14 protein-coding genes are annotated in these 19539 nt (G+C 71.7%); 7 read left to right on the forward strand and 7 right to left on the reverse strand.

From position 1 onward, the window contains the following. The first annotated feature begins 20 nt into the window (after positions 1 to 20). Positions 21 to 1655 (forward strand): chaperonin GroEL, encoded by a 1635-nt coding sequence (groL, locus tag WME75_RS27395; protein WP_437476918.1) that lies wholly within the window; start codon positions 21 to 23, stop codon positions 1653 to 1655. A 127-nt stretch (positions 1656 to 1782) separates the two neighbouring features. Here groL and WME75_RS27400 read toward each other — a convergent pair whose 3' ends face one another. Next, entirely contained in the window at positions 1783 to 3117 is a 1335-nt protein-coding gene (locus WME75_RS27400; protein WP_437476921.1) for a flavohemoglobin expression-modulating QEGLA motif protein, read from the reverse strand. A gap of 162 nt (positions 3118 to 3279) precedes the next feature. On the opposite strand from WME75_RS27400, the gene WME75_RS27405 reads away from it, so the two are divergent. From WME75_RS27405 to WME75_RS27420, 4 genes are all read left to right on the forward strand, one after another. Then, positions 3280 to 4161: a hypothetical protein gene (locus tag WME75_RS27405; protein WP_437476924.1), complete on the forward strand. Its 882-nt coding sequence runs from the start codon at positions 3280 to 3282 to the stop codon at positions 4159 to 4161. Positions 4162 to 4286: 125 nt separating this feature from the next. Beyond that, complete coding sequence (locus WME75_RS27410; protein ID WP_437476927.1) at positions 4287 to 5237, forward strand: sigma-70 family RNA polymerase sigma factor; 951 nt, start codon at positions 4287 to 4289, stop codon at positions 5235 to 5237. A 132-nt stretch (positions 5238 to 5369) separates the two neighbouring features. Beyond that, positions 5370 to 5861 (forward strand): DoxX family protein, encoded by a 492-nt coding sequence (locus WME75_RS27415; RefSeq protein WP_437476930.1) that lies wholly within the window; start codon positions 5370 to 5372, stop codon positions 5859 to 5861. A gap of 46 nt (positions 5862 to 5907) precedes the next feature. Further along, the gene (locus WME75_RS27420; protein ID WP_437476932.1) at positions 5908 to 6324 is read left to right on the forward strand and encodes a VOC family protein; all 417 of its coding nucleotides are present in this window, start codon (positions 5908 to 5910) and stop codon (positions 6322 to 6324) included. Between the two features lie 50 nt (positions 6325 to 6374). On the opposite strand, the gene WME75_RS27425 is transcribed toward WME75_RS27420, so the two are convergent. The 4 genes from WME75_RS27425 to WME75_RS27440 form a co-directional block, all read right to left on the reverse strand. After that, positions 6375 to 7091, reverse strand: a complete 717-nt coding sequence (locus WME75_RS27425; RefSeq protein ID WP_437476935.1) for a DJ-1/PfpI family protein — start codon at positions 7089 to 7091, stop codon at positions 6375 to 6377. A 243-nt stretch (positions 7092 to 7334) separates the two neighbouring features. Further along, positions 7335 to 8294, reverse strand: coding sequence for a GlxA family transcriptional regulator (locus tag WME75_RS27430; RefSeq protein WP_437494936.1), 960 nt, complete (start codon positions 8292 to 8294; stop codon positions 7335 to 7337). 201 nt (positions 8295 to 8495) lie between these two features. Continuing rightward, on the reverse strand, positions 8496 to 8852 hold the full coding sequence (locus WME75_RS27435; protein WP_437476938.1) for an ArsR/SmtB family transcription factor: 357 nt from the start codon (positions 8850 to 8852) through the stop codon (positions 8496 to 8498). Positions 8853 to 8991: 139 nt separating this feature from the next. Then, positions 8992 to 12885, reverse strand: coding sequence for an ATP-binding protein (locus WME75_RS27440; protein WP_437476941.1), 3894 nt, complete (start codon positions 12883 to 12885; stop codon positions 8992 to 8994). A gap of 464 nt (positions 12886 to 13349) precedes the next feature. Here WME75_RS27440 and WME75_RS27445 point away from each other — a divergent pair, with 464 nt between their 5' ends. After that, on the forward strand, positions 13350 to 13847 hold the full coding sequence (locus tag WME75_RS27445) for an SRPBCC family protein (RefSeq protein WP_437476944.1): 498 nt from the start codon (positions 13350 to 13352) through the stop codon (positions 13845 to 13847). Positions 13848 to 13893: 46 nt separating this feature from the next. Here the strand turns inward: WME75_RS27445 and WME75_RS27450 are convergent, their stop codons facing one another. Further along, positions 13894 to 14763, reverse strand: coding sequence for a hypothetical protein (locus tag WME75_RS27450; RefSeq protein ID WP_437476947.1), 870 nt, complete (start codon positions 14761 to 14763; stop codon positions 13894 to 13896). 72 nt (positions 14764 to 14835) lie between these two features. On the opposite strand from WME75_RS27450, the gene WME75_RS27455 reads away from it, so the two are divergent. Beyond that, positions 14836 to 15060: a hypothetical protein gene (locus WME75_RS27455; RefSeq protein ID WP_437476949.1), complete on the forward strand. Its 225-nt coding sequence runs from the start codon at positions 14836 to 14838 to the stop codon at positions 15058 to 15060. 22 nt (positions 15061 to 15082) lie between these two features. On the opposite strand, the gene WME75_RS27460 is transcribed toward WME75_RS27455, so the two are convergent. Then, the gene (locus WME75_RS27460; RefSeq protein WP_437476952.1) at positions 15083 to 19435 is read right to left on the reverse strand and encodes a PAAR-like domain-containing protein; all 4353 of its coding nucleotides are present in this window, start codon (positions 19433 to 19435) and stop codon (positions 15083 to 15085) included. Positions 19436 to 19539 lie beyond the last annotated feature (104 nt).

The raw sequence follows: 19539 nt of genomic DNA on the forward strand, positions 1-19539 counted from the left end.
GTTTCAAGGAGATTCGCACCATGGCAGCCAAAGAAATCATCTACAACGAGTCGGCCCGAAGCATGATCCTCGCGGGCGTCAACGCCCTCGCGGACGCGGTGAAGGTCACCCTCGGCCCCAAGGGCCGGAACGTCGTCATCGAGCGGAGCTTCGGCGCTCCCACGATCACCAAGGACGGCGTGACCGTCGCCAAGGAGATCGAGCTGGAGAACCGCTTCGAGAACATGGGCGCCCAGATGGTCCGCGAGGTCGCCTCGAAGACCAGCGACATCGCCGGCGACGGCACGACGACCGCGACCGTGCTCGCCCAGGCGATCTACCGCGAGGGCTCGAAGCTCGTCGCCGCGGGCCACAACCCGATGGAGATCAAGCGCGGCATCGACAAGGCCGTCGAGGCCATCGTGGCGCACCTCAAGGGCGCCGCCAAGTCGACCCAGGACGCGAAGGAGATCGCGCAGGTCGGCACCATCAGCGCCAACGGCGACGTCACCATCGGCAAGCTCCTCGCGGACGCGATGGAGAAGGTCGGCAAGGAGGGCGTGATCACGGTCGAGGAGGCGAAGAGCCTCGAGACGACGCTCGATGTCGTCGAGGGCATGCAGTTCGACCGCGGCTACCTCTCGCCCTACTTCGTGACCGACCCCGAGGCCATGAAGTGCACGATGGAGGACGCGTATGTCCTCATCTCGGAGAAGAAGATCTCCAACATGAAGGACATCCTGCCGGTGCTCGAGGCGATCGCCAAGAGCCAGAAGCAGCTCCTCATCATCGCGGAGGACATCGAGGGCGAGGCGCTCGCGACGCTCGTCGTCAACAAGCTCCGCGGCACGCTCCACTGCGCCGCCGTCAAGGCCCCCGGCTTCGGCGACCGCCGCAAGGAGATGCTCAAGGACATCGCGGTGCTCACGGACGGCCAGGTCATCGCGGAGGAGCTCGGGCTCAAGCTCGAGAACGTCACGCTCAGCGACCTCGGCCGCGTCAAGACCGTGATCATCGACAAGGACAACACGACGCTCGTCGGCGGCGAGGGCAAGAAGGACAAGATCAAGGCCCGCCTGACCGAGATGCGCGGGCAGATCGAGAACTCGACGAGCGACTACGACCGCGAGAAGCTCCAGGAGCGCCTGGCGAAGCTCGTCGGCGGCGTGGCGGTGGTCAAGGTCGGCGCCGCGACCGAGACCGAGATGAAGGAGAAGAAGGCCCGCGTCGAGGACGCGCTCCACGCGACCCGCGCGGCCGTCGAGGAGGGCATCGTCGCCGGCGGCGGCGTCGCGCTCATCCGGGCCCAGGCCGCCCTCGAGAAGCTCCAGGTGAGCGACGAGCAGCGGACCGGCGTGAACATCATCCGTCGCTCCATCGAGGAGCCCCTCCGCCAGATCGCCGCCAACGCCGGCGAAGAGGGCTCGATCGTGGTGCAGAAGGTCCGCGACGGGAAGGGCTCGTTCGGATACAACGCCGCGACCGGCGAGTACGGCGACCTGATCGCGATGGGCGTCATCGACCCGGCGAAGGTCGTCCGCTCCGCGCTCCAGAACGCGGCGAGCGTCGCGAGCCTGATGCTGACGACCGAGGCGCTCATCGCCGAGCGTCCGAAGGACGAGAAGTCGTCCGGCGCCGGTGGTGGCCACGCGGGCCACGGCCACGGCGACTTCTAGTCTCCTGAGGGCGCGCGCCGAGCGATGAGCCCGCGCGCGCCGCCGGGAGGAGCGTGAGGGCCGGTCTCCCGGGCGGGAGGCCGGCTCTTCGCCTTTTTGTGGCCGTGAAGCGCCCCGCCGGGCGCGCTCACTCCTGGCCGCTCTCCGCCGCCGGCGGCCGGCCGCGGCGCCGCCTCCCCTCCCCCGCCGGCCGCGCGTCCGCGGCCACGCGGAGCAGCTCCTGGAAGTGCCGCTCCACCGGGCCCAGGTCGATGCCGTCCATGAACGAGGTGAACGCGAAGTAGGGCAGCAGCGTCTGCCAGGCGCGCAGCCAGGCCGGGAGGTAGCGCGGCCGCTCCAGCACGCCGGCGGCGCGCAGCTCGGCCAGCACCGCGATGTCGTCGAGCGCGATCCGGCCGCACACGAGCAGCTCCACCTCGTCGCGCAGCCCGCCGCGCAGGACCGCGGCCAGGAAGGCGTAGACCTCGAGCAGGCCGGCCAGGTAACAGGCGTCCTTGGTGAAGGGCGCGCCGCCCTCGACGAGCCCGCCGCGGCAGACGCGCTGGGCGTCGAAGTAGGCGTCGCGGCGCTCGGCGCCGCGCTCGCGCAGGTGGCGGTAGAGGTCGAGGAAGCTCGCGCCCTGCTCGGCCATGTCCACGAGCCGCACCCGCTCGGCGAGCCGGGTGAGGCGGCCGATGGAGAGCGAGCGGCTGTACAGCTCGGCGAAGATGGCGAGCCCCTCCTGGGTGCGCGTGGTGCGGGGGCCGCCCGAGCGCAGGAACGAGCACCGCGGCTGCGCCGCGCCGTTGTGCGCGGTGAGCGCGTGCGTCTCGACCTCGTGGTGCCACAGCCCCTCGGCCTCCCAGGACGCGAAGGTGGCCTCCGGGCGGATGCGGATCCGGCTCATGCCGGCCACCACCTTGGCGGTGATGCGCGGGTCGAGGGTGACCTCGATGTCGAGCGGCGGACGGCGCGCGGCCACGCGGGCGGCGAGCATGTCCCGGAGCGCGCCGGCGTCGAGCGGCTCCTCCTCGGGATCGCTGGCCTCGTCCCAGCCGTGGACGCGCAGACGCTCGGTGAGGTGCTCGGCGAGGTCGATGTTCCTGAGGGCGCCCCCGAAGAACCGCGAGCGCGCGCCGCCGTAGAGCGCCCGCGACCGCACGGAGAACTCGCGGGTGCCCGCGGCCTCGAGCAGCTCCGCGGCCTCGATCTGCGCGCGGACGCTGTCCCGCAGCCAGGCGAGCGCAGGGGCGTCGCCGTCGATCGACCGCAGCAGCTCGCGCAGCTCGGCGACGCGCCGGGCGAGCCCGTCGCGATCGACGCGGAGCTCGACCTCGGGGAGGCGGTCCTCGCCCGAGGCGAAGAAGCGCTCCTCCACCTCGCGCGGCCAGGCGATGTCGTCGAGCAGCTTGAAGGCCTTGCCCTCCGAGAGGCGGCCGCCGACCCGTTCGAGCTGCTCCAGCACGGCGCGGTCGATGCTCATGAATCGCAGGATCGCCCGAACCGCGGGGCGCGGGAAGCGGCTGCGCGCCGGCCGGCGAGCTCGGGCAGAGCGAGCGATCGGGCTGCCCGGGCTTCGCGAGGGGATCCATGACGCCGCTCGTCGAGGGCCGTCGGCCCGACCAACTCGAGTAAGCTGCTCGCCATGGACCCTGCCCTGCTCCGTTATCTCGATCTCGTGCAGCGCGAGCTGTCCGCCGATGACGTCCTGATCGAGCTCGGCGGCAGGCCGCCCGGCGATCCGCGCGCGGTGTGGTGCGCGCTGCCGAACGGCTCGCGGCTGGTCGCGCGCTTCGCCGAGCCGCCCGGCGAGCCCGCCAGGGTCTCGAGGCAGCTGGAGGAGCTCGCCGCGTCGTTCTCGGGGCTCTCGTCGGGGGGTGGGGACCCGCGGCCCTCGCGCAGCGGGTCGACCCACCGCCTGGACGACGAGCTGGAAGGGCTCGCGTCGCGCGCGGGCGCGCTCGGCGCGATCGTCGTGGATGACACCTCCCCGGTGATCTGGGGGACCTCGGAGCCGCGCCGGGACGAGGTGGACGTCGACGATTCGTTGCTCCTGGCGCAGTGGGCCGACGACGTGGAGCGCGTCGGCGTGAACCTGATCGATCTGCTCGAGCTCGACGACGCCGCGCTGGAGCAGGCGCTCGCGACAACGTCGCTCGGCCCCGGGGCGCGCGAGACCATCGCCGGCCACCTCCAGAAGATCCGGGAGCGCGGCTCGCGCAGCCCGATGGCATGGCGGCGGCAGGTCGCCATCGCGCGCGCCATCGACCGCGTGCGGGGCCCCGCGGCCTCGGAGAGCGCCGCGCACGGCAGGTTCATCAGCCAGCACGAGCAGGTCGGCGTGTACGCGCGCGCCTTCGCGAACATCTACCGCCTGATCCTCGCCTATCCCGGCCCGTTCTCCGAGCTCCAGGCAGAAGGCTCGGTGCAGCACGCATTGCCGCTGATCGAGCGGCTCGTGCTCGCGTTACCCCCGATCGATCCCCATCGAGGAGCGAAGATCCTCCGCCTGCGGCGCCCGAGCTGATGCAGGGAGGGTGTTCCGGGGCTGGGTCGTGAGCGCCCTTTGACCCCCACCCGGGACACCGATGCTCCGCGCCGAGCGCGCGTGACCGGTGGACCCTCCGGAGAGCCAATGGTACTGTCCGGCCGATGTCGGAGAGTGTAGCTGAGCTCGAAGAACACCGCGCGGCGCTCACCGGGCACTGCTACCGGATGCTGGGTTCGGTGGTCGACGCCGACGACGCCGTCCAGGAGACGATGGTGCGCGCCTGGCGCAGCCTCGATCGGTTCGACGGGCGCTCGTCGCTGCGCACCTGGCTCTACCGCATCGCGACAAACGTCTGCATCGACCTGCGGGCCGACCGCGCGCGCCGGGCGCGCCCCATCGAGGAAGGCCCGGTGGGCACCGTGGACGACACGCTCGAGACGCGCCCGCGCACGCACTGGCTGGAGCCCGTTCCCGACGCGCACGCCCTGCCGGCGGACATCGACGCTGCCGAGAAGGCGATGCTCCGCCAGAGCATCCGCCTCGCGTTCGTCGCGGCGCTCCAGCACCTGCCGCCGAAGCAGCGCGCCGCGCTGCTGCTCACCGAGGTGCTCGGCTGGTCCGCGGCGGAGGTCGCCGACAGCCTCAACACCTCGGTCGCCGCGATCAACAGCGCGCTCCAGCGCGCGCGGGCGACGCTCGCGGGCCGCGATCTCGGCGACGCGCGCGTCTCGCTGCCCGAAACGCAGTCCGCCCTGGTCGACCGCTACGTCGCCGCCTTCGAGCAGTACGACGTGGACGCGCTCACGGCGCTGCTGCACCAGGACGCGGTCCTGTCGATGCCGCCCTACACCCTCTGGCTGCGCGGCCCCGAGGCGATCCGCACCTGGTTATCGGGCCGGGGGGCGGGCTGCCGCGGGTCGCGGCTCGTGCCGACGGCGGCCTCCGGCGCGCCGGCGTTCGCACAGTATCGCCCTACCCCCGAGGGCGGCCACCGGGCCTGGGCGCTCATCGTGCTCGACATCGCCGGGGACCGCATCGCCGGTATGACGTCCTTCCTCGACACCGAGACGCTCTTCCCGCGGTTCGGGCTGCCGCTCGATCTTCCGGCCTGACCTTCCGGCCTGACCTTCCGGCCTGACCGCGGACGCCCGGCCAGGAGCGGCGCGGCGATCTTTTTTCTCGGCGACCGATGATCCCCGACGGGCGCGGGGGTCTACGGGGGTGAATCCAGCACGGAGGCACCCATGACCGCGAACGTCGCCAGCATCCATCATCGTGACCAAGACCTCACCACCGGGCCCCGGACCGAGGCGCCGGCCCGCGTCGCAGCGTCCGGCGCGGCGCCGTCCAGGCGAGCGCTGTGGGCGGGTCGCGTCCTGAGCGGGCTGGGCGTGCTGTTCCTGACGTTCGATGCCGCGGTGAAGGTGCTGCGGCTGATCCCCGCGGAGGCGGGGACCGCCGATCTCGGGTTCCCGGCCAGCCTCGTCCCCACCCTCGGCTACCTCCAGATCGTCTGTCTGGTGACGTACCTGATCCCGCGCACCGCGGTGCTCGGCGCGATCCTGTGGACCGGTTACCTGGGCGGCGCGATCGCGATCCACGTGCGGGTCGGGAGCCCGCTCTTCAGCCACACGCTCTTTCCGATCTACATCGCCGCGCTCCTCTGGGCGGGGCTCTGGCTGCGCGACCGCCGCGCGCGCGCGCTGCTCGCGAGCCCGGCGTCGCTCGACCGATGAGCTTCACGCTTCCCCGGAGTCCATCACAGCAAAGGAGAAGAGAGCCATGACGACGAACAACCCGCGCAAGATCTTCGTCAACCTGTCCGTCCGCGACCTGAAGCGATCGATGGAGTTCTTCAGCAAGCTCGGGTTCGAGTTCAACCCGCAGTTCACCGACGAGAACGCCGCCTGCATGGTCATCAGCGAGGAGGCCTATGTCATGCTCCTCGCGGAGCCGTACTTCAAGACGTTCACGAAGAGGGCGATCTGCAGCACGGGCACGCACACGGAAGGGCTCTTCGCGCTCTCGTGCAGCAGCCGGGGCGAGGTCGACGAGATGGTGAAGAAGGCGCTCGCGTCGGGCGGGTCGCACGCGATGGATCCGCAGGATCACGGCTTCATGTACGGCTCCAGCTTCTACGACCTGGATGGCCACCACTGGGAGGTCGTCTGGATGGACCCTGCGGCGATCCAGCCGTAGCCCCCGCGGCGGCGGTCGCGCCGCCCGGAGAGAGCTCACAGGAAGGCACCTCAGCTCGCGCTGATGCCTATCTCCGCTGCGACCTTCCGCATCTTCCGATCGTCCGGCTCGAGAGCGCTCAGGACGAGCCGAGTGAGCTCGGGACCTGCAGCTTCCGGCGTCCCCGCGTTGAACGGCGGGGCAGGGTCGTATTCCAGCATCAGCTGCGTCAGCTTCGCGGCATCGTCTCCGCGGAGCAGCGCCAGGAGCGCCAGCCCGAAATCGATGCCCGCCGTCACCCCGCCGCCCGAGATCCGGTTGCGATCGACCACCACGCGCGCCCGGACACACTCGACGCCGAGCGCCTCGAGGATGTGGCGCGTGGCCCAGTGCGTCGTGGCCTTGTATCCCTGCATCAAGCCCGCCGCGGCCAGGATGAGCGATCCCGTGCACACGGAGGTCACGTACCTGGAACGAGGGCCTCGATCCCTCAGAAACGCGAGGATCTCCTCGTCTGCCATGGCGTCGGACGTGCCCAGGCCGCCGGGCACGAACAGGATGTCCAGGTTGTCCGGACAGTCACCGAAGGTCGCGGTCGGCTGGATAGAGACCCCGGAGTCGGACGTGACAAGGGCGCGCGTCTTCCAGAGGAGGTGGGTCGTCGCGTGAGGGCCCAACACGCTTTGAGGACCGATCAGATCCAGCGCTGTGAGACCCGGATAAAGCACCATCCCGATCTGGAGCAGCGGCTGCGGGCCTGGCAGCTTGAGTTCATACGCTTCCTTCATCTTTCGTCCCTGATCCTTTCATTCCTTCATCCGCCGATCATCCCCATCGCGGATCTTCGCCTCGACGCGGCGCCGCGCGATGACGAGCGCCCTGTCGACGGCGCTCGGTGGACCTGACTGTGAGCGACGCCGAGGTGAACCGACAGGACATTCCACCCGGCTTTCAGGACACGAGGCTCAGGCCCCCGGCGCTCCTCGTCACGCGGTCACGCGGTCACGCGCGGCCGCGCGCTCGGGGTCCGCTCACGCTCGGCCGAAGCGCCGCCGGTAGTCCTCCGGCGTGACCTGCAGGGCGCGCTGGAACGCGCGCCGCATCCGCTCGTCCGTGCCGAAGCCGCAGTCGCCCGCGAGCTGCTTGATGGACGCGCGGCCCCCCTCGAGGCAGGAGCGCGCCTGCTCCAGCCGCGCCGCCTCGACGAATTTTGCGGGGGTCATCTGCATGTCGCGGGTGAACGTCCGCGCGAAGTTGCGAGGGCTCATCCCCGCCTTCTCGGCCAGCGCCTCGACGCGCAGATCGGCGTCGAGGTGGCGGAGGACCCAGTCGACGACACCCCGCAGCGGCCCCGTGGCGACCGTCTGCGCGCGCAGCGGGCGGCTGAACTGGGACTGTCCGCCAGGGCGCTTGAGGAACACCACGAGATCCCTCGCCACCTCGAGCGCCACGTCGTACCCGAGATCCTCCTCCACCAGCGAGAGCGCGAGATCGATGCTCGCGGTGGTGCCCGCGGACGTGTAGATCTTCCCGGATCGAATGAAGATCGCGTCGGGATCGACATCGACACAGGGAAACTCGCGCGCCAGCGCGGCCGCCGAGCGCCAGTGCGTGGCCGCCCGGTGGCCCGTGAGCAGCCCGGCGGCGGCGAGGATGAACGCGCCGGTGCAGACAGCGCCCATGCGCCGCACCCCGGGCGTGGTCGCGCGGAGCCAGCCGAGCAGCCGGGCGTCACGCATCGCTCCACGGTAATCGCCCCCGGCGACAAGCACCGTATCGACGCCGGGAGCCAGGTCCGCGAGCGCCTTCTGAGCGACGATCTGCGTCCCGGTCAACGTCCGGACCACGCCGCCCGACACGGCGGCGATCTCGACATCATAGGCCGGGGGAGCCCCACGGAGCTTCGCCTTGACCCGATCCGAGGCCAGGGCGAAGACGTCGGCGGGCCCCACCACGTCGATGGCGCATGCGCCGTCATAGGCCACGACCACGATCCTGCGCGTCGGCGCGAGGCGGCCCGCGCCCGGCGTCACGCGGGGCGCGATCCTCGATGGCCGGGGCCGGTTCACGCGATGACGCTAGCCCGCTGCGCAGTTGGCCGTCAAGACAAGGTACCTGCATTTCCTGCCAAGCACCCTGAGCGCGGAGAAGGGGATACGGGACCGCTCTCCGAAGTGACCTGCGCAGAGCGCTCAGCGCTTCGAGCGCTCACCCTGGCTCTCCTGCTCCTTCAGCTCCTCCAGCAGGGCGTCGAGGCGCTCGTAGCTGCCCTCCCAGAAACGACGGTAGTTGTCCAGCCAGCCGCTCGCGTCCTCGAGCGGCTTGGCCTCGATCCGGCACGGCCGTCGCTGCGCGTCGCGACCGCGCGAGATCAGGCCCGCGCGCTCCAGCACCTTGAGGTGCTTCGAGATCGCGGGCTGGCTCATCGCGAACGGCTTCGCCAGCTCGTTCACCGACGCCTCGCCGGACGCGAGGCGCGCGAGGATCGCTCGCCGGGTCGGATCGGCGAGCGCAGCGAACGTTGCGTCGAGGCGCTCGGAGGGCGTCATACTATAACTCCTTGGTTAAAAAACCATATGGTTATACAATGTACGGGCCCCGCCGTCAAGCCTCGCGCAACGGCGGCTCGGCCCGGCCGTTGTCTGTCCTGGCCGCGCGCTCGCGCGCTGGGCGCCGAGAGCTCCGCGCCTACGTGCGTCCAGGAGCCCCTGCGTGCGGCGCGGCGAGCACTTCCTGCAGCGTGGCGCCGACCACGGGCTTGGTCAGGTGCAGGTCGAAGCCGGCCCGCCTGGACCTGGCCTGATCCTCGGGCCCGCCGTAGCCCGAGAGCGCCACAAGGTAGAGCGCCTCGCCGCCCGGCGCGGCCCGCGTCCGGCGGGCGACCTCGTAGCCGTCGATGCCGGGCAGCCCGATGTCCACGAAGGCCACCTCGGGGCGCAGCTCCAGGAGCTTCGCCACGCCCTCCAGCCCGTCCGCCGCGACCGTCACCTCGTGCCCCAGCGCCTCGAGGTACGCCCGCATCACGCGGCGCACGTCCTCCGCGTCCTCCACGACGAGCACCCGGCGCCGCCCGGCCGCCGGCACCTCCTGCGCCTCGGCGCGCGCGGCCGGCGCCGGCGGCGGCCCGTCGCGCGGCGCGAGCGGCGGCGGCGGGGCGGGCCGCGGCGCCGCGCCCGGGCCGAGCGGCAGGCGCACGGTGAACTCGCTGCCCAGGCCCGGTCCGGCGCTCGCCGCGACCACGCTGCCGCCGTGCAGCTCCACCAGCCGGCGCACCAGCGTGAGCCCGAGCCCCAGCCCGCCCGTGCTCCTGTCGAGGGTCTGATCGACCTGCGTGAAGAGATCGAACACCCTCTCGAGCATCGCCGCCGGGATGCCGCGGCCCGTGTCGCGCACCCGCAGCACGGCCTCGGGCGCGCCGCCCGCCACCTCGCGGGTGAGGCGCGCCGAGATCGAGCCGCCCGGCGGGGTGTACTTCGCGGCGTTGGTCAGGAGGTTCGTCACCACCTGCTCCAGCCGCGTGGCGTCGGCTTTCATGCCGAAGTCCCCGGACCCCACCGACAGCGCGAGCCCGTGGCGCCGGGCCTGGACGGCCGGCCTCACCGCGGCGGCGGCGCTCTGCACCACCGCCGCGAGATCGACGTCCTCGAGGCGCAGCTCCACCGTGCCGCGCGTGATGCGCGACACGTCGAGGAGATCGTCCACCAGCCGCACGAGGTGGCCCATCTGTCGCCGCGCGATCTCCCGGTAGCGCGCCGACTTGGGCTCGTCGCCGTCCACGTCGTCGAGCAGCGACAGCGACAGGCTGATCGAGGCCATCGGGTTGCGGAGCTCGTGCGCGAGCATCGCGAGGAACTCGTCCTTGCGCTGATCGGCGAGCTTGAGCGCCTCGACGAGCGCCTCCACGCGCCGGCGGGCGCTCACCTGGTCGGTCACGTCGAACGCGAACACGAAGACGCCCTCGATCGCCCCGTCGCGATCGCGCATCGGCTGGTAGACGAAGTTGAAGAAGACCTCCTCCGTCGTGCCGTCGCCCCGGCGGTCGAGCCGCACGGGCAGCTCCTTGCCGGCGATGGGCTCGCCGGTGCGGAACACGGTGTCCAGGAGGCTCCAGATGGGCTGTCCCTCGAGCTCGGGCAGGGCCGCGCGGATGGGCTTTCCCACGAGCGATCGCGCGCCGACGAGCTGCTGGTACTGCGCGTTGACCACCTCGAAGACGTGCTCCGGCCCGCGGAGGATGGCGATGGGCCCCGGGGCCTGCATGAAGAGGTCGTTCAGGTACTGGCGCTGCCCCTCGGCCTCGCGCCGCCGGCGCGCGAGCTCCACGTGGATGCGGACCCGCGCGAGGAGCTCCTTCGCGGAGAACGGCTTCACGAGGAAGTCGTCGGCGCCGGCCTCGAGGCTGTCGACGCGCTCCTCCTCGCCCGCGCGCGCCGAGAGCATCACCACGGCCACGCCGCGGGTGCGCTCGTCGGCGCGCAGCGCCCTCAGCAGGCCGAAGCCGTCGAGCCGCGGCATCATCACGTCGGTGAGCACGAGATCCGGGGGGTGCGCGCAGGCGCGCTCCAGGGCGGCCTGACCGTCGGCCACGGCCTCCACCGTCCACCCCTGCGCGACGAGCAGCCGCCGCGCGTACTCGCGCATGTCCGCGTTGTCGTCGGCGACGAGGACATGCCCCGGCAGCTTCACGGCCGGCCCCTCGCCCGCCGGCAGGGCAGCCGGCGCCTGCTCGCCGCGGATCCACTGCGCGGCCTCGTCGAAGAACGGCGCGGCGCCGCGCCCGCCCACAGACGGCGACGAGCCCGGCGCGACGTGGTCCTCGGGCAGGTGCGCCCTGCCGAGCGGGATGGACACCGTGAAGCGGCTGCCCTCGCCGGAGCGGCTCTCCACGGTCACGCTGCCGCCGTGGAGCTTCGCCAGCTCCTGCACCAGGGCGAGTCCGATGCCGCTGCCCTCGTAGCTGCGGCCCCTGGCCCCCTCGACGCGGTGGAACCGCTCGAACACGTGCGGCAGCTCCGCCTCCGGGATGCCGGTGCCGGTGTCCGCGACCGACAGGACGACCGACCCGCCGGCCGCCTCCAGCGAGACCCGCACGCCCCCCGTGAAGGTGAACTTGAAGGCGTTCGAGACGAGGTTGAGCACGATCTTCTCCCAGAGCTCCCGGTCGACGTAGGCCGGCTCGGAGAGGGGCGGGCAGTCCACCGCGAGGGAGAGGCCGGCCCGCTCCAGGAGCGAGCGGAACGAGCTCGCCAGGTCCGCGGTGAAGGAGCCGAGATCGGTCGGCTGGTAGCTGGCCTGGATGCGGCCCGCCTCGATGCGCGAGAAGTCGAGCAGCGTGTTGACGAGCCGGAGGAGCCGGAGGCTGTTGCGGTGGACGATCGCGAGGCGCTCGCGCTGCCGGGGGGGCAAAGGCTGCTCGGCGTCCGAGAGGCCGTCCTCCACGGGCCCCAGGATCAGCGTCAGCGGGGTGCGAAACTCGTGGCTGACGTTGCTGAAGAAGGCCGTCTTCACGCGGTCGAGCTCGGCGAGCGCCAGCAGCCTGCGCCGCTCCTCCTCGCTGGCCCGGGCGCTCTGGATGGCCGTCGCGCAGTGACCGGCCACGAGCCGCAGGAAGGCGCGGTAGTCGTCGTCCAGCAGGAGCCGGGGGCTGACGCCCGCGACGAGGAACCCGGCCGGCCGCCCGCCGGCGCCGGCGCGGTGCAGCGGCAGCACCACCGCCCGGCGCGCGGCGTCCGGCCACGGCCCTCCCGGGAGCGGGCCGACGCCCGCGGGCAGCTCCGCCAGATCCACCTCGACGTCCTCGCGCAGCGCGCGATGCAGCGGCCACACTGCGCCGCCGGCCGCGGCGTCGAGGCGCGACGTCGCCGGCGCTGCGGCGTGGCCGGGGTCGAGCCCGGCGATCGCCGCGAGGCGGGCCTGCGCGCCGTCGTCGTCGGCGAGATAGAGGAGGGCAAAAGGCAGGTCGCGCCCGGCCTCCGCGACGGTCCCCATCATGACGCGACAGGCCTCCTCGACGTTCTTGGCGTCGGCCGCCCTGGCTCCGAGCGTCCCGAGGAGCTTTAGCCGACGCTGCCCGAGGATGTGCCCGGTGCTCTCGGAGCACGCCACGAAGACGCCCGCGATGGCGCCCGTCTCGTCCCGGATCGGGCTGTAGCCGTAGTTGAAGTAGCACTCCTCCAGGAAGCCGTTCCGATCGAGGATGAGCAGGCCGTCCCGGAGGTACGTGGCGCCTCCAGCGAAGACCTTCTCGATCATCGGCTCGATGACGTCCCAGATCTCCTTCCAGCACGCGCGGCCCGCCTGGCCCATGGCGGCCGGGTGCTTCCTGGAGCCGAGGATGGGGCGGTAGCCGTCGTTGTAGAACTGGATCAGCTCACGGCCCCACCAGAGAAACATCGGGTGCTCGGACGAGAGCAGGATGGACAGCGCCGTGCGCAGCGACGGGGGCCACCCCTCGACGGGGCCGAGCGCCGTCTGCGACCAGTCGATCGCGCGGATGAGCGCCCCCATCTCCCCGCCGCCCGAGAGAGCGGCGCCGGCCGGATCCAGCCAGCTCCCGGCGCTCGCCGCCTCGACCCAGCTCATGTCGGCCTCCGCTCCTCGCTCGGATCGAGGTGGCTCGTGCGCTGTCCCGTCATGGCGATCGTTCGCTTTGTATCACACCCCCCGGGCTCGGCGGTCCTCCGGCGCCGCCGCGCGGGTCGCGGTCCCCGCCCGCTTTGCCTCGATGAGTTCGTCAGAGGCCCTGTACACCCGCTGGACACGAGCGCACAGGACAGGGCCCGTCTCGCCAGGGCCGCGCGCTCCCGGCGCGGAGCGCTCCCTCGATGGCAGGACCCGAGGTCGACGCGCTCGCCGGCGAGATCGACATGGCGATCGACGGTGAGGCCCTCGACGCCGAAATCGGGCGGAGCTCCGCCTTGACAAGCGCGGGGCGGCGATGTACTTAACCTAAAGGTTAATTAACCAATTGGTTAGATACGGGTGCCGTCCCACCCGATGGGCACCCCGTTCAGGATCAGGAACGACAGCGCGGGAGGAGGAGAGTCATGGTCGCAACCAGCGTCGCAAACAAGAACAGCTTCCAGGTCACGACGCCGTCGGAGCAGGAGATCTGCATGACGCGCCTGTTCAATGCGCCGAGACACCTCGTGTTCGAGGCGATGACGAGGCCCGAGCACGTGAAGCGATGGTGGGGCTGCCTGAGCGAGGGATACTCGGTGCCCGTCTGCGAGATCGACCTTCGCCCGGGCGGCGCGTGGCGCTTCGTGAACCGCTTCCCCGAGGGCGAGGCGGCATTCCACGGCGAGTACAAGGAGATCACGCCGCCGAGCCGGATCGTGTTCACCGAGATCTTCGAGCAGTTTCCGGACACCGTCTCGGTGGTGACGTCGGTCTTCACCGACGAGGGCGGCAAGACGCGCGTCACGACCACGGTGCGCTATCCGTCGAAGGAAGTGCGCGACGCGGTCGTCGCGTCCGGAATGGAGCAGGGCGCGGGCACGAGCTACGACCGCCTCGAGGAGCTTGTCGCGCAGCTGCAGTAGCGAAGAGGCTGCTGCCGGTCGGCGCGGGGCCGGACGCGCTCTCTGCCTAGCAGGCGCCCTCCAGCGCCACAACGACCTCGCCGAGCGGCGCCGCGAGGCGGACCCACGCCTCGCCGCCCACGCGCAGCGCGGCGAGCACGTCGTCCGCGCGGCCGTGGAACGCGCCCAGCGAGCGAGCCGGGCCGCCCTCGTCGACCGCGAGCACGGCCACCTCGCCCCCATCCCGCGCGACGACCACGAGCACGCCCGTGTCGGTCGCGCCGAGCCATGCAGGGCGGCCGCCGAGCGCGACCTTCCGGGGGGCGCCGCGCCTCGGCGCCTCGTACAGGAGCCCGCGGGGTACGTCGCAACCCCAGAACGAGCGCAGCCGCAGCGCGGCCGGCAGCGCGCCGCCGAAGGCCTCGTAAGCATCGCAGGCGTCGTGGCCGGGGTCGAGCGGCAGCAGGTCAGCGTCGTCCGGGACGAGACGGGCGAGCGCCGCGTCGCGCGCCTCCACGAAGCGCGAGAGCGCGCGGCGCAGGCGTAGCGCCGGCAGGCCGAAGAGCGGGCGCAGGTCAGGGCGAACCTCGCCGTCTTCCGTCACGACACGGCGCCTGCCGCTCGGATCGAGCAGCATTACGCTCCGAGCGCGGATCGCGAGGGGTGTGTCTGGCCTGAAGACCGGGCAGACATCGAGGACACCGCGATCCTTCTGCAGGCGCACGAGCGCCCAGCCGTGGATGGCGAAGACACGGGCGCCATCCGTGCAGAGGCGGCGATAGGTCGATGACGTCGCGGCAACGAGGGTTGTTCCCGGAGGAGCGAGCTCACCTCCGGAGGCCGGGGCCGCGGGCGCGAGACCGCGTTCGAGCGCGGAGGACCATGGGGCGGCGACGCGCGCGGCGAGCCACGCGCGGAGCGCGTCAGGCGCGTCCACGTGCGCAGGCGTATCCCACGCAAGCTGGATCGACAGGTCAGCACCCACGCGGAGCGTGGCCAACGGCCGCCCGTGTCGCTCGAGCTCCAGCGTCACCGGAGCCTGCCCGCGGTCCTCTGGACCCGCGCCCTCGCCGCGCGGGGACACCCCGCCTCGGAGGCGAAGCAGCGGGCGAAGCGCGTCGAGCCCCGACCGAGGGACACGAGCGCGACGGCCATCGTCCGCGACGAGCCACGCCGCCGTCGCGCCGCCGAGCGCGCGATCTACATCCGCTTGCTGCGGGGGCGGGAAAGGTAGGATGGGCCAGACAGGCATGGGGTCACCGCTTCGGCGCCGTGGGCACGTAATCTCCGCCGTGCACCGTCGGGTTGCTCGGCGTGCCGCTCATCGTGCCGTAGTAGAGGTGACCCTGCTTGTCGGTGACGTACTGCTTGCCCTCGATGACGAAGTCGGAGCCGTCCCCCTGCTTCGCTGTCGGGGCCCAGAAGTTGTACCAGGGCCGCGGCTTGACGAAGGTGATCGGCTGCTTTGTCATCGGCGCGCCGCTCCGCGCCGCCGCGGGATTGTCGGCCAGGGCGCCCCATACCGTCGCTCCCGTCTGGTTCGCGATCCCTTGCGTGATGCTGGAAGCGTCGTTCTCTCCCGGGGTCGCGCCGTTGCAGATGGTCGTGTCCACGCGCGCGCCCTTGCCCTTGAACCCCGCCTTGTTGAGCTGCATGCCAATCTCATCGCCCGTGGCGAAGCCCCCCTTCTTGCCCTTCCACTGGGCGCGCCCAGGCGCTCCATGCGTCGTGACAAATACATGATTTTCATTGGCGTCAATCATGTTCGCGTTCTTCCCGCTGCCCGAGAGCCTCTGCCAGACGGAGGGCGGCTTGCCGAGCTTGTCGCTCCGGATCACCTTCGCGTCCGGGTACTGCGCCTTCATTTGCCGGATGGTATCTTCCATGACGGGATCGCCAGGCGATCCGTTGACGATGGTCAGCAATCCCAGCGGATCGATGAAGATCGTCGGGTTCGGGACGTATCCCACGTCCTGCAGCGTGGAGAGGAGGGCGAGCGGATCGGGCGTCAGGAAGACGTGAAGATCGGGCGCGTAGTAGCGGTGCCTGTTGTAGTGGAGGCCCGTCAGCTCATCGGCGCGCTGGCCCGCGAAGCGCAGCCGCCCCGGCTGCCCCGTCCTCGAGGCCACCTCGCCCCACGTGCTCATCTCGATCGTGGAGCACCGCAGATCCGGCGCCGCGTAGAGCCACGGCGCCGCCGCGGCGTCGGTGAGCACGAGCTGCCAGGCGTCGTCCAGGCCGCGCTCGAGCAGCGGCGTGAAGCCGTCGTCGGCGAACACGCGGCGCACAGGCGCGCCCGAGGAGGGGAGCTCCTCGACGATGCTGTTGCCGTCCCAGCCGAACCAGACGCTGGTGCCGTCGTTGAAGCGCACGGCCAGGCGGCGGCCGAACGGGTCGTACAGATACTGAATCTCGAGCCCGTCGCCGCGCGCTGCTCCGAGCAGCTGGTTGTTCTCGTCGTAGCGGTACTGCCAGCTCTGCAGTGGGTCGTCCGCGTGCCGCGCCGAGAGCCGGCCGGCGCTGTCCCAGCTCAGCCGCGCCTGCCCGCTCGCGACCGGCCGGCCGTCGCGCCCGAGGACGAAGGGCGCATCGGCCGGCACGGCGGTGCCCTGCGGCGCATAGGTGAACCGCTCACGCACGTCGAGCCCCTCGGCCTCGGTCGGCCTCCCCATCACATCGAGGGCGTACTGACGCGCGCCGCGCTGCGGATCGATGACCCTGGCGAGCGGGCCCAGCCGGCTCCATTCGAACGCCCGCGCCTCGCGCTCGGCGCCTTCCGCGTCGAGCAGGCGCACGAGCGTGGGCAGCCCGAAGGGGTCTCGAACCGTCGCAACGGAGCAGGGCGCGTCGAGCCGCCGGCGCTCGATCTCCCACCCGCGCTCGTCGTAGGCGAAATCCAGGCACGGGAGGGCAGCGTCGCCCACCGCGCGGCCTGCGTCGCCGCCCGCGCCTGCGCCGCGGTCCGCCGGCTCCGCGTCGCTTCCGAGGAGCGAGAGGCGTGTCGGCTGCCCATCCCCCGGTCGCCGCGCGAGCCCCACGCCCCACCCGGTGGAGTACCTGCGCTCCACGAGCATCCCGAGCTCGTCGTACCGGTACTCCACCGCAAAGCGCCAGCCGGAGGCCTCCTGCACCTCGCGCAACACGCGCCCTTCCGGGTCCCGCTCGTACGAGACGGACACCCCGGCCGCCTCCGCGTACAGGACGCCGCCGCGCGTGTCGTAGCGGAATCGCTCGCGGCGGCCGGTCGAGAACTCCTTCTCGACGATCCGATCCTCCCCGTCGCGGGTGAACCGGATCTGCAGCCCATCCCGGCTGAGCACGGCAATCTGGCCGGCGCCGTCGTGCTCGTACTCGGTCGTCACCCCGGCGAACGTCGTCTCCCGGGCGATGTTCCCGGACGCATCGTACTCGCGCACATACCGCTCGCCGGCGGGGTTCTCGATCCATCGCAGCCGCAGGAGCCCGTCGTACCCGAAGCGAAAGCGACCACCGTCCGGACGCACGCGCTCGACGAGCACGCCCGCCACATGGCGGCTCGTCGTGGTCGCGCCCTCGGTGGTGCGCTCCTCGACGACCTGCCGCATCGGGTCGGTCACGAAGGCGGTGCGCCTGCCGTTCTCCTCGACGATCTCCGCGAGCTCGTTCCGGCTGTCGTACCTGAGCTCGTACGTCTGGCCGCTCTCGCCCTTGATGCGGACGGCCCGCCCCCACAGGTCCCACGTGTACTCGAACGTGATGCCGGTCGTGTCCACGTGGCGCGCGAGGTTCGCGTGCGCGTCGTACGAGAAAGTTTCGGTGGCGCCGCCCGGATGGTCGATCTGCGTCACCAGGCCAGCGGCGTTCAGCTGCCATGTCGTCACGCGGCCGGCCTCGTCGACCTGCTCCAGCTTTCCGCGCTCCCCTTCGCGCTGGATCGTGCGCGCGCCGTCCTCGTGGACGGTCATCGACCGCTGCGCCTCGTCGTCGTAGCGCCGTCGCAGCGCCGCGCCGCCGGGCTTGACGACGCCGGTGAGCCGGCCGAACGCGTCGTACTGCCTCCGCCGCGTCCGCCCCGCGCCGTCGGTGCTCGACAGGAGCCGGCCGAGGTCGTCGTACCGGTACATCCTCGCGTAGCCGCGCGGGTCGATGTACTGGAGCACCTGGCCAAGCGCGTTCACCTGGTAGCGGTGCACCTGGCCGTCGCCGTCCACCATCGTGGTCTCCAGCGGGTCCGGGCCATAGCGGAAGCGGGTATGATAGACGCCGCGCGGAGCGCTCGCGGCGCCGGCGTCCGGCGCGCCGAGCGCGGCGAGGAGGTCCTGCCCGACGAGCTCGCCCCAGGTCTCGACGCACCGCTTCTGGACGCCCACGCGCTCGTACCGGAAGCAATAATGCACGCCGTCGGGCTGGATCTCGCGCACGAGGTAATGCTCCTCGTCGTATTCGTAGCGCCACTGCACGCCGCCCATGTCGACGACGCTCACGAGGTCGCCGCGCTCGTCGAGCTCGTAAACGACGAGCGTGCGCTGGTGCTCGCGGCCCTCCGCGTCGGGCGCCGTGAGCCGCCACGACAGGATATGCCCGTCGCGCATGAGCTCCGCGCGGCGGCCGCACGTGTCGGTGATGGCCACCACCTCGTCGCCGTCCCAGGCGACGGTGGCGACGTTGCCGTGGCCGTCGCGCAGCTCCGCGAGGCGATAACGGCGGTGCTCCGCGTCGGGCATCAGCACGCGGAGCAGCCCATCGTCGCAATCGACGCCGATCCCCTCCCCGAAGCGCATCACGTTGCGCCCGAAGGGGAGCCGCGTGAACTCGTCCTGGGCCGGCATCCGGATGGGCGTCGTGCGCAGCTCGTCGTCGGTGACCAGGAGCCAGTCGCCCCGGCGCTCGGCGATGTAATGGAGGCTATGGGACCAGCCCCAGCCGATGCCGGCGCGGCGCGCGACGTTCGAGCTGCGGTACGCGCGATCCCACTGCACATAGAAGAACCCGGACAACAGGAAGTCGACGGCCGGCGCCGTGAACATCGTGCCCGTGGCAACGTCGACGGGGTGCCCGCCGCTCGCCTGCCCCTCGGCCTTGGGCGAGGCAGGAGGGCTCGGCGGGCCTGCTCCGGCGCCCGACCCGCCGCCCCCGCCCCCGGCGTTGCTCCCCCCCTGCGGCCCGCCGCCGCCGGGCCCTCCGGCGCCGCCGCCGCCCCCTCCTCCGCCGCCCCCCTTGCCGCCCGCGCTGCTCGCCTTGGCGCCGGCGCCGACGGTGATGCTCTTGTTCATCTGACCCATGCTGCCGGTGATGCCGGCCATGCCGAGCTCGATGAAAACGTTGGGCGCCCCGAGCCACGGAAAACACGGCCCACCAGTGTTCAGACTTACGACTTCCTTCAGTGTGCCCGGCTCGTGCCCGTGGCACGCCTTCATGCAGCCGCCCACCGTCAGGATCTTCGCCCCTTCGATCTTGGTGCGCATGCACGGATCGATGATCCCCTCGGCGACGGTGCCCATCGTGGGATAGGGGATGGGAAGTGGGCTCGGCGCCGCCGGCGTCAGGCATACGCTCACGGCCATGCCGGTCATCTGATGGCCGGACTTCTCCGTGATCGTGTCCATCCCCAGCGCGGTCACCTTGGCCATCGCGTCCGACCTCCTGGAGGGGAGCGTACAGGGCGCCGCAGGGCGAGCCAACAGGCCCTGGGCACGACCGGCGGGCCAAGCGGCAGGACCCGCGCGCCGCGGGC

Source organism: Sorangium sp. So ce1014 (genome assembly GCF_051521505.1).
Lineage (GTDB): Bacteria > Myxococcota_A > Polyangia > Polyangiales > Polyangiaceae > Sorangium.